General features: G+C 68.6%; 9 protein-coding genes and 1 pseudogene. 8 read left to right on the top strand and 2 right to left on the bottom strand.

Annotated features, from left to right (window positions below; all coding sequences use genetic code 11):
• Nucleotides 1-580, bottom strand: a pseudogene (locus AC5RU7_RS10730) (hypothetical protein); the annotation flags it as partial.
• 186 nt (nt 581-766) lie between these two features.
• On the opposite strand from AC5RU7_RS10730, the gene AC5RU7_RS10725 reads away from it, so the two are divergent.
• Nucleotides 767-1,258 (top strand): hypothetical protein, encoded by a 492-nt coding sequence (locus tag AC5RU7_RS10725; protein WP_494052195.1) that lies wholly within the window; start codon nt 767-769, stop codon nt 1,256-1,258.
• Between the two features lie 45 nt (nt 1,259-1,303).
• On the opposite strand, the gene AC5RU7_RS10720 is transcribed toward AC5RU7_RS10725, so the two are convergent.
• Nucleotides 1,304-2,344, bottom strand: coding sequence for an NAD-dependent epimerase/dehydratase family protein (locus tag AC5RU7_RS10720; RefSeq protein WP_494052194.1), 1,041 nt, complete (start codon nt 2,342-2,344; stop codon nt 1,304-1,306).
• Between the two features lie 146 nt (nt 2,345-2,490).
• On the opposite strand from AC5RU7_RS10720, the gene AC5RU7_RS10715 reads away from it, so the two are divergent.
• The 7 genes from AC5RU7_RS10715 (at nt 2,491) to AC5RU7_RS10685 (ending at nt 9,694) form a co-directional block, all read left to right on the top strand.
• Nucleotides 2,491-3,447, top strand: coding sequence for a sigma-70 family RNA polymerase sigma factor (locus AC5RU7_RS10715; protein ID WP_494052193.1), 957 nt, complete (start codon nt 2,491-2,493; stop codon nt 3,445-3,447).
• Between the two features lie 177 nt (nt 3,448-3,624).
• Nucleotides 3,625-4,161, top strand: a complete 537-nt coding sequence (locus AC5RU7_RS10710; RefSeq protein WP_494052192.1) for a D-glycero-alpha-D-manno-heptose-1,7-bisphosphate 7-phosphatase — start codon at nt 3,625-3,627, stop codon at nt 4,159-4,161.
• Nucleotides 4,161-5,249: a glycosyltransferase family 9 protein gene (locus AC5RU7_RS10705; protein ID WP_494052191.1), complete on the top strand. Its 1,089-nt coding sequence runs from the start codon at nt 4,161-4,163 to the stop codon at nt 5,247-5,249. The genes AC5RU7_RS10710 and AC5RU7_RS10705 overlap by 1 nt, the downstream gene beginning before the upstream one ends.
• Nucleotides 5,246-6,280 carry a glycosyltransferase gene (locus tag AC5RU7_RS10700; RefSeq protein WP_494052190.1) on the top strand — a complete coding sequence of 345 codons (1,035 nt, stop codon included), beginning with the start codon at nt 5,246-5,248 and terminating at the stop codon, nt 6,278-6,280. Before AC5RU7_RS10705 ends, AC5RU7_RS10700 begins: the two co-directional genes overlap by 4 nt.
• Nucleotides 6,277-7,530 (top strand): glycosyltransferase, encoded by a 1,254-nt coding sequence (locus tag AC5RU7_RS10695; RefSeq protein ID WP_494052189.1) that lies wholly within the window; start codon nt 6,277-6,279, stop codon nt 7,528-7,530. Before AC5RU7_RS10700 ends, AC5RU7_RS10695 begins: the two co-directional genes overlap by 4 nt.
• A complete protein-coding gene (locus AC5RU7_RS10690) occupies nt 7,527-8,222 on the top strand; it encodes a D-sedoheptulose-7-phosphate isomerase (protein ID WP_494010954.1) in 696 nt (231 codons plus the stop codon). Before AC5RU7_RS10695 ends, AC5RU7_RS10690 begins: the two co-directional genes overlap by 4 nt.
• Complete coding sequence (locus AC5RU7_RS10685; RefSeq protein WP_494052188.1) at nt 8,219-9,694, top strand: PfkB family carbohydrate kinase; 1,476 nt, start codon at nt 8,219-8,221, stop codon at nt 9,692-9,694. Before AC5RU7_RS10690 ends, AC5RU7_RS10685 begins: the two co-directional genes overlap by 4 nt.
• The last annotated feature ends 17 nt before the right edge of the window (nt 9,695-9,711 follow it).

Below are 9,711 nucleotides of genomic sequence, written 5' to 3'. Positions count from 1 at the left end.
TGAGGCGGCCGGCCAGGACGCCGGCACCGGCTGCCAGCAGCAGGAAGGTTCCGGGGCGGTTCCGGGCAAAGCGCTGGACTTCGGTCAGAAGGTCCCCAGGTTCCTTGTTCTCAAGCCAGGTGGCCATGGAGGAGGTGCGCTCAGCGGCCTGCCGGATAAGGTCGCTGGCCACGCCCTGCTGGTCCGGGGCGTCAGCCATGCTCTGCAACTGGCCGGAGATGGTGCGGATCCCCTCGGCCGCCTTCTGCTGCTGCGTGCCGGCCTGGCTGCTCAGGCCTGTCTTGGCCTGGTGCAGCAGGTCCTGCGCGCTGTTCTTCGCTTCGGCAGCCACATTGGCAGCCTCACTCTTGGCCGTCTGGGCCACGCCCTGGGCGGAATCCTTTGCCGTGCGGGCTACGTCCGCTGCTTCTTCCTTTGCTGCGTCCTTGCGGGACGCGCTTGACGTGTCACCGGTCTGTGGTGCCCCGGCCGACGGAGTGGCGGCGGCTGGAAAGGTGGCGGCAGTCCGCTCGCCCGGTACTCCCGTTGAGGCCGGGGGAGCCGTGTAGGCGGGATCCTCGGGCCATTGGTTCTCTGTCATCTTCGCTCTCTCTTTCCAAGAAGGCCGGTTGTTGATCAAGAACCAGCAATACTGGCCGTAAAATAATAAGCATGATTACTAATAAAAGGTAAGTACCCTTGCTAAACGAGTTATAACGGTTCCAGGAAACGTCAGCCGGAATGGCGCAGGCCTGCCCGGACATCGAAGTGGAAAGTGGTGGGTAGTTTGGAAACAGCTCCATGGGTTTGGGTGGTAGTGGCCATTGTTGTGCTGGTCCTGATTGTGTTGCTGCTGGCAACCGGACGGCGCCGGAAGGCGATGCAGCAAAAACGCGATGAAGCCCACCGGGAAAAAGCGGCCGAAATCCGCCATGAGGCACAGAATATGGAACTTGATGCCCGGGAACGCGAGGCAAAGGCAGCGCGTGCCCGTGCTGATGCGGAGCAGGCGCAGGTGAATGCCGCACGGCTGAAGCAGGAGGCCGATGCGACGGCCCGGGAAGCCCAGTCACTTCGCGCCGATGTGGCGGACCATACCCGCAAAGCGGATGAAGTGGACCCCGACGTCGGGCGGGATGCTGCCGCGCGGGGGATGGGTTCCCAAGGCGACGCACGTTCTGAGCGGAAAGAGGGTACGCATGCGGACCGCGACCGGACGGACGCTGCCCGCGAGGAAGCAGCGCGCCGGGACGGCGACAACCCGCGGACCGGTATCTAGCCTGGCGACGGCTCCCGTTGGGAGGCCCCCGGGAGGCAACCCGGATCAGGGTTTGCGCGGTTTGAGGACGGGGGAAGGGGTTACTCCCTTCCCCTTTCCCATGCCCTCCAGGACTTCCTTGACGGCGTCGACCGATGAAGTTCGCGCTTCCCATCCCAGGATGCGGCGTGCCCGGCTGGTGTCCATGACCGGTGCCCCGGCTGCCATGTCCACCCAGCCTGAATCGGTGGGCACGAGCCGCAGCCACCAGGCCAGGCCCACCATCTTGTGGAGCAGTCCCATGGGGATCGGAAGGATCCTGCGCGCACCAACGATGCGCCCCAGTTCCTGGGGTGTGAGGACGGGTTCGGCGGCGATGTTGAATGCCCCGCTGGCCCGCTGGTCGATGACCCGCCAGTATGCCTCCGCCACATCGTCCGCGTGGACCGCCTGGAAGATGAGGTTGTCAGGTGCAGGCAGCAGCGGAACCCGGGGCCGGGCCGGCAGGAGCCGTGGGTATACGGGACCCAGGAAATACCTGCCGACTTCGCTGCCCGCGTCCCGCTGGAAGATCAGGCCCGGCCGGAGCCTCGCCACGGAGATGCCCGGCTCGGCCGCGGCGAAGTCATCCAGCAGTTTCTCCTGTTCGGCTTTGTGCCGGCTGTAATGCGAGCCCGGCATGCCCTCCGCCGGCCATGATTCATCCGTGCGCCTGTCCTTGGGTGCTTTGCTGTAGGCGCCGACGGAGGATGCGCAGACAACCTGTTTGACGCCTGCTGCCTTGGCCGCCGCCAAAACGTTCCTGGTGCCTGTGACATTGGTGCGGTAGAGCTGCTCAAGGTCCCGGTTGGGTTGGATTTGCCATGCCAGGTGGACCACGGCGTCCACCCCGCGCAGCGCTGCCTCCAGCAGTGGCTTGTCCTGCTCCAGGCCGACATCCAAAGCGTGCCACGAAACACCCGAATACGGCTCCCGGGTGGTGTCCGGGAGCCGCCTGCTCATTCCAACCACCTCCAGGCTTCCCGGGTTTTTTGACAGCTGGCCCTGCAAATTCCGCAGCAGTGCTGTCCCTGCGTTTCCACTGGCTCCGGTGATGGCGATGCGCATGAAAAAGGCTCCTCGGCGGGGGTGTGCTGATTCCGCTTATGTGTTGAGCCTATAGCGGGAAGGATTGTTTTATAAGCAACCTTATGATTTCCTACTTCTAAGTCTTGCCGCAGGCTTTCGGAACCAGACTGAGGGAACCAACGACAATGCCCGAATACTTCGCCGCGCTTGCCGTGGATGCTACGCCAGTCCACCGGGAACAACCAGAACTCCCGCATCGAAACCCCTCAACCGCCGCCTCCGGACGCCTCCGGGAAACGTTTGAAAACGACCTGGTCCTCAGCTACCTGGACCTCGCGGAAGCCCTTGCCGGCCGGTTCGAGGCACGCGGGCGCGAACGGGCCGACCTGAACCAAGTGGCCTACCTCGGCCTGGTCAAGGCGGCCCGCGGTTTTGACCAGTCCAAGGGTGAAAGTTTCCCCGCCTACGCCGCCCCTACCATTACCGGTGAGCTGAAGAGGTACCTGCGGGACCGCACCTGGGTTGTCCGCCCACCACGGCACATCCAGGACCTCCGGACCAGGCTGTTCCGCGCCGAGCCGGAACTGACTCAGGCACTGGGAAGGAACCCCAGCGTGGAGGAACTGGCCGGAGAGCTGGGGACGGATCCGGCGGAAGTCCAGGAAGCCATCTCGGCATCCAGCAGCATGCACCCGGATTCCCTCGACGCCGTCAACCCCAACTCGGACGCGCCGCCCATCGGAGACGTGCTGGCCTGCCCGGAAACACCACTGGAGCGGCTGGAGGACCTGGCCTGCCTGCGTGAAGCGATGCAGGACCTGGACGCCGCGGACCGGGAGCTTTTATACCGCCGCTATTTCTGCGAGGAGACCCAGGTGCAGTTGGGGAAACGGCTCGGCATGTCCCAAATGCAGGTTTCGCGGCGCCTGGCCCGCGTCCTGGTGGAACTCCAGCGACGGCTTGAAAACAGCTCCCTTCCCGGCGGCACTGCCCAGGACGGCGGTACCCGCACAGCCAGCGGAAGCGCCGCGACAGGCCGGGCAGGCGGCGGCGCAGGATCATTGCGCAGCGTCCGCAGCGGCAGGGGTTCCGGCCTGGCCGCCAACGCCCACCGGATGAGTGCCAAGGCAAGGCCCGTTTAGTCCCTGAAAGCCAGTACGCCCGCCACGGAAACCATCTCCGCGGCAGTGCGGAAGGAGCAGTAGTAACCCCAGAATTTCCTATCTTGCCTGTTCAGCGGCTCGGATCTTTCCGGTCCGAAAGCCGAGAAAAGCCCGCGTCCCTGTTTAGGAGCAGTAGGAGGAGGGAACAGGTTGGATATGGGAAGCTCCGAAACGTCCAAGTTCCGCGCTGTCCTGTTCGACCGGGACGGAACCCTTGTGGTCGATGTGCCCTACAACGGGGACCCAGCACTGGTCCGGCCGATGCCGGGCGCCAAAACCGTGCTGGACAGCCTCCGGGCCGAGGGTATCGCCACCGGTGTCATCAGCAACCAGTCCGGCATCGCGCGGGGCCTGATCACCGAAGCTGATGTGGCGGGCGTGAATGCCAGGGTGGAAGAACTGCTGGGGCCCTTCGACGTGTGGGAAGTGTGCCCGCACTCGGAGCAGGACGGCTGCACCTGCCGGAAGCCGCAGCCCGGGATGATCCACAGCGCCTGCCGGAAGCTGGGCATCGCCGAATCCGAGGCAGCACTCATTGGCGACATCGGGGCCGATGTGCGTGCCGCGGAGGCCGCTGGAGCAACAGGCGTGCTGGTTCCCACCCCGGTGACCCGGGCTGAGGAGGTGGCAGCGGCGCGGCTGGTCGCCCCTGACTTGGCGGGCGCCGTCGGCCTGCTGCAGGGGGCGCCTTGATGGGCCGCGTGCTGGTGGCACGCCTGGACAGCATGGGTGATGTCCTCCTGGCCGGGCCTGCGGTCCGGGCGGTGGCCCACGGCCGGATTCCTGACGGCAGCGGCGCCAACCACGTTGTGATGCTGTGCGGCCGGCAGGGGGAGGCCGCCGCCGCGCTGCTGCCCGGCGCCGCGGAGGTCTACAGCTGGGACAGCCCGTGGATCATGAACCCCGCGCCAAAGATGACCGGTCCCCACGCGGACCGGCTCATCGATTTCGTCCGCAATTCAAGGATCACCGAAGCGGTCATCCTCACTTCCTTCCACCAGTCCCCGCTGCCGCTGGCCCTGCTGCTGAGGCTGGCCGGCGTGGAGCGGATCACCGGCGCGTCCACTGACTACGCCGGTTCGCTGCTGGATGTCCGGCTCAAACCCGGGGAGGATTTCCCGGAGGACCAGCCTGAGGCCGAGCGGGCGCTGGGGATCGCGGAGGCGGCCGGGTTCCGGCTGCCGGCCGGTGACGACGGCAAGCTCCGCTTGGCGTCCATCCCCGATGTTCGGGACCTGGTGGGAACCGAACCTTACGTGGTGGTCCATCCAGGGGCTGCCGTGCCGGCCAGGGCGTGGCCGCCGCTGCACCACGCAGCGGCCGTCGAACTCCTGCAAGGCGCGGGTCACCGTGTGGTGGTCACGGGTGGTCCCAACGAGACCTCCCTGACCGCCACGGTGGCCGGTCCCTCGGCGCTGGACCTCGGCGGCCGGACCGACCTTTCCACCCTGGCGGGGGTCATGGCGGGGGCCGACGCGGTCGTCACGGGGAACACGGGCCCCGCCCACCTCGCAGCGGCAGTGGGCACTCCGGTGGCGTGCCTGTTTTCGCCCGTGGTTCCCGCCATCCGTTGGGCGCCATACGGGGTGCCGCTGGAACTCCTGGGTGACCAAAACGCCGCCTGCCGGATGACCCGCGCCCGCGTCTGCCCGGTCCCGGGCCATCCCTGCCTCGATTCCGTCTCACCCGAGGAGGTGGTTGCTGCCGTCGAACGGCTGATCGGCGGAGTTAGCTCCTTCAGCACCCATGTCAGCACCCGTAGAAAGGCCCGTAACAGATGAAAATCCTGCTCTGGCATGTCCACGGTTCCTGGACGGACGCGTTTGTCCGCGGACGTCATGAGTACCTGCTTCCTGTCCTGCCGGAAGGTGGTGCCTGGGGACTTGGCCGTGCCGGCAGGGACTGGCCGCCTTCAGTGCGCGAGGTGGACCTGGCAACGCTCGACGCCGGCGCCGTTGACGCCGTGGTGCTTCAACGCCCCGAAGAAATCGCGGAAGTGGCCCGGTTGCTGGGGCGGACCCCGGGCCGCGACCTGCCGGCGGTGTACGTGGAGCACAACACCCCCAAGGGCAACTTCCCGAATACCTGCCATCCGCTCGCTGACCAGGACAGTATCCCGGTGGTCCACGTGACCCATTTCAACAGGCTGGCCTGGGACAACGGCTCCGCCCCCGTCACCGTCATTGAGCACGGAATCCCGGATCCCGGACACCTTTACACCGGGGAGCTGGCCGAGCTGGGGGTGGTGGTCAACGAGCCGGTGCGGCGCGGCCGGGTGACCGGGACGGATTTGCTGCCGGCCTTTGCCTCGGTGGCACCCCTCCAGGTGTTCGGCATGAAGACGGACGGGCTCGCTGCCGCCACCGGGATAGACGCCTCCAAGCTGACGGCCCGCGGCGACCTGAAGACGCAGGAACTGCACCGGGAACTGGCCCGGTGCCGCGTCTACGTGCACCCCATGCGCTGGACGTCGCTGGGCCTGTCCCTCCTGGAAGCCATGCACCTGGGGATGCCGGTGGTGGCCCTGGCCACCACCGAAGCGCCGCGGGCGGTGCCGCCGGAAGCCGGCGCCGTGTCCGCCGACATTGACGAGCTGCTCCGCTGTGCGCAGCGGCTGGTCGCCAACCCGGATGAAGCCCGACGGCGGGGCACAGCCGCCCGTGAGGCGGCACTGGAACGCTACAACCTGGGCACGTTCCAGGACCGCTGGGATGAACTGCTGGCGGACCTGCGGAGCCAGCCCCGGCACTCCGTCAATGAGCACCCGGACGAGCGGATCCTTGTCCCGGCGCTAGAGAGGAAGACCCCATGAAAATCGCCATGATTTCTGAGCACGCCAGTCCGCTGGCAGCCCTGGGCGGAGTGGACGCGGGCGGACAGAACGTCCACGTTGCCGCGCTGTCCGAGGCGCTCGCCGAGCGGGGCCACCACGTCACCGTCTATACCCGCAGGGATGCAACGGAGCTTCCCGCCAGGGTCCGGGTGGGGCGCCGGCTTGAGGTTGTCCATGTCGATGCCGGACCCGCCCGGCACGTTCCCAAGGATGAGCTGCTGCCCTATATGGGGGAGCTCGCTGACGGGGTGGCCCGGGACTGGGGCCAGCGGCCGCCGGACGTGGTGCACGGGCACTTCTGGATGTCGGGCCTCGCCGCGCTTGACGCTGCGCGCCGGCCCGACGCCGGATACCGCGTCCCGGTGATCCAGACCTTCCACGCCCTCGGCACGGTGAAACGCCGGCACCAGGGCGCAGAGGACACCAGCCCCGCCGAACGCCGCTGGCTCGAGCCCGGGGTGGGGCGCTCTGCGGACCGGATCATTGCCACCTGCTCCGACGAGGTCTTCGAGCTCAAGGCCATGGGTATCACCACGGGCAAGATCTCCATCGCCCCCTGCGGCGTGGACCTGGGCTTCTTCTCCGCTGAGGGACCCGCGGCCGCCCGGAAGCGCCGCTACCGGATCCTCTCGGTGGGGCGGCTGGTGCCGCGCAAGGGTGTCGACCTGGTGATCCGCGCCCTGCCGCACCTGCGCGCCGCGGGATTCGACGACGTCGAGCTCCTCATTGTGGGCGGCGGCGGCGACTCCGGGGTGCTGCACGCGGACCCGGAGGTGCGCCGGCTGCTGGCCCTGGCTGCCGAACTGGGCGTCGAGGACCAGGTGTCGCTGCAGGGGCAGGTGACCCGCGCCGAAATGCCCGGGATCTTCCGCAGCGCTGATGCCGTGGTATGCGCGCCCTGGTACGAGCCGTTCGGCATCGTCCCGTTGGAGGCGATGGCCTGCGGCGTTCCGGTGGTGGCGGCTGCCGTAGGCGGCCTGCGGGACACCGTGGTGGACCACGCCACCGGCCTGCACGTGCCCGCACGGGACCCGGAAGCAATCGCCTCAGCGCTCGCGCTGCTGCTCGGAAACCCGGACCTGCGCACCGAACTCGGCAACGCCGGCCAGGTGCGTGCCCGCACCAGGTACTCGTGGGAACGGGTGGCCGCCGAAACGGAGAAGGCCTACCAGCTCGCCGTGGCGGAGACCCCGGCCGGCGCCATACCCATGGAAGGAGCAGCGCTGTGACTGCTGAATGGTCCCTGAGGGAAGCCGACCTGACAGCGCTGGCCACCGCGCCGGCGCTGCCCGCAGTGCTGCCGGGAGCGGCCTTTGTCGACCCGGACAGTGCCGACGCCGTCCGCAGCCACCTGGACAACGTGGTTCCGGCGCTCGATTCGCTCCGCAGCCAGTCCGGCAGGCTCGCCGCCTGGGGAGTGGAGCTCGCCCAGCGGCTGCTGCGCGGCCAGCGGTTACTCGCAGCCGGCAACGGCGGGTCCGCCGCCGAGGCGCAGCACCTCACCGCCGAACTGGTGGGCAGGTTCGACGGCGAACGCGTCCCGTTCTCCGCCATCTCCCTGCACGCTGAATCCTCCGCGGTCACGGCCATCGCCAACGACTACGGCTATGACGAGGTGTTCGCCCGCCAGGTCCGGGCGCATGCCCGTTCCGGCGATGTGCTGATGCTGCTGTCCACCAGCGGCAAGAGCCCCAACCTGCTGCGCGCCGCGGAGGCGGCAGCACGGCTCAACGTGACCACCTGGGCGCTGACCGGAACAGGACCCAACCCGCTGGCCGACGCCTGCGACGAGGCCGTGATGATCGACGCCCTCAACGCCAATGCGCAGGAAGGGCACCTGATCGCGCTGCACGCCGTGTGCCGGGCCTTCGACCTCGAGGTGGCCCGCCGCAGTCCCACGGTGGGAGGTGGCCGGCCATGAGGATCGTGGTGGTGGGGGACGTCATGCTGGACGTTGACCTCTCAGGTGAGGCGACCCGCCTCAGCCCCGACGCACCGGTTCCCGTGGTGGATGTCTCGGGCATCCGCCGTCGTGCCGGGGGTGCCGGGCTGGTGGCCCGGATGCTGGCCGAGGACGGCTGGCCCGTCACCCTGGTGACGGTCCTTGGCGACGACGACGCCGGGCGGCAGCTGAAGGAGCACCTCGCCGGAGTGCGGCTCGTGGCGGGCCCGAGCGGCTACCCCTCGCCGGTGAAAACCCGGGTGCGGGCAGGCTCGCACCCCCTGGTGCGCTTCGACCAGGGGTGCGAAAAGACCCCCGCACCCGACGTCAACCCCGCCATGCTCAGCGCCGTTGAACAGGCGGGCGTGATCATCGTCGCCGACTACGGGAGGGGAGTGGCCGCCAATCCCCGGCTCCGCGAACTCCTTACCCGGCTGGCCCCGAACGTGCCCGTCATCTGGGATCCCCATCCTTCCGGTCCGGACCCGGTGCCCGGTGTGGCCGTGGCCACGCCCAACCTGTCCGAAGCGGTCAGGGCCGCCCAGGCCCTGGCGCACAAAGGCCCGCAGCCCGCCAAGGACAATGCGGCAGCCGGCGGTGAAGAGGACGGGTCCGGGGACCAGGCCGCAACGGCCGGCCGCATCCTGCTGCACCACTGGCAGAGCAACGCGGTGCTGGTCACCCGGGGCGAGCAGGGCGCCGTCCTGCTGCGCCGCGATGGCCAGGACCCGCTCCCCGTGCCTGCTCCCCGGGTGGAAGCGGGTGATCCGTGCGGGGCGGGGGACCGGCTGGCAGCGGGCCTGGCCGTGCACCTGCTGGCCGGAAGGACCCTGGAGGAGGCTGCCGGCCTGGCGGTGCACGACGCTGCCGATTTCCTCGCTGCCGGAGGAGTAGCGGCTCTTCCGGACCGCGCCACCGGTCCTGCCGCGCCGGAGGAGGAAACAGGCGTGGCCGCGTCGGACCCGCCGGCACGGTCCCTCAAAGCGAAGCGCCGCCCCACCGAACCGCTGCTGCTGGCCAGGACGGTCCGGCAGAACGGCGGGACCGTGGTGGCCACCGGCGGCTGCTTCGACCTGCTGCACGCAGGCCACGTCCGTTCCCTCGCCGCGGCACGCGAGCTGGGGGACTGCCTTATCGTCTGCCTGAACTCGGATGACTCGGTACGCCGGCTCAAGGGCCCGGAACGTCCCATCATCGGCCAGCACGACAGGTCCGAGCTGCTGCTCGCCATGGAGTGCGTGGACGCCGTGCTGGTCTTCGACGAGGACACCCCGGAGGCCGCCCTGGAGCGGCTGCGCCCGGACATCTGGGTCAAGGGCGGCGACTACAAGGGCGCCCGGCTCCCGGAATCAGACCTGGTGGAAAGCTGGGGCGGCCGCTGCCTCACGGTTCCCTACCACCCGGCGCGTTCAACCACGGGACTCGCCAACGCGCTCGCCAAGGTGGGCTGACCGGCCCTGGCAGCGCA

The sequence above is a fragment of the Arthrobacter sp. K410C genome, from assembly GCF_059090105.1.
The sequence above is the reverse complement of the archived record's forward strand: the minus strand, read 5'-3'. Positions and strand labels throughout refer to the sequence as shown.

Coding starts and splice junctions, on each gene's coding strand:
- AC5RU7_RS10720 (WP_494052194.1), bottom strand. CDS start 2,344: ATGCGCATCGCCATCACCGGAGCCAGTGGAAACGCAGGGACAGCACTG.
- AC5RU7_RS10715 (WP_494052193.1), top strand. CDS start 2,491: ATGCCCGAATACTTCGCCGCGCTTGCCGTGGATGCTACGCCAGTCCAC.
- AC5RU7_RS10710 (WP_494052192.1), top strand. CDS start 3,625: ATGGGAAGCTCCGAAACGTCCAAGTTCCGCGCTGTCCTGTTCGACCGG.
- AC5RU7_RS10705 (WP_494052191.1), top strand. CDS start 4,161: ATGGGCCGCGTGCTGGTGGCACGCCTGGACAGCATGGGTGATGTCCTC.
- AC5RU7_RS10700 (WP_494052190.1), top strand. CDS start 5,246: ATGAAAATCCTGCTCTGGCATGTCCACGGTTCCTGGACGGACGCGTTT.
- AC5RU7_RS10695 (WP_494052189.1), top strand. CDS start 6,277: ATGAAAATCGCCATGATTTCTGAGCACGCCAGTCCGCTGGCAGCCCTG.
- AC5RU7_RS10685 (WP_494052188.1), top strand. CDS start 8,219: ATGAGGATCGTGGTGGTGGGGGACGTCATGCTGGACGTTGACCTCTCA.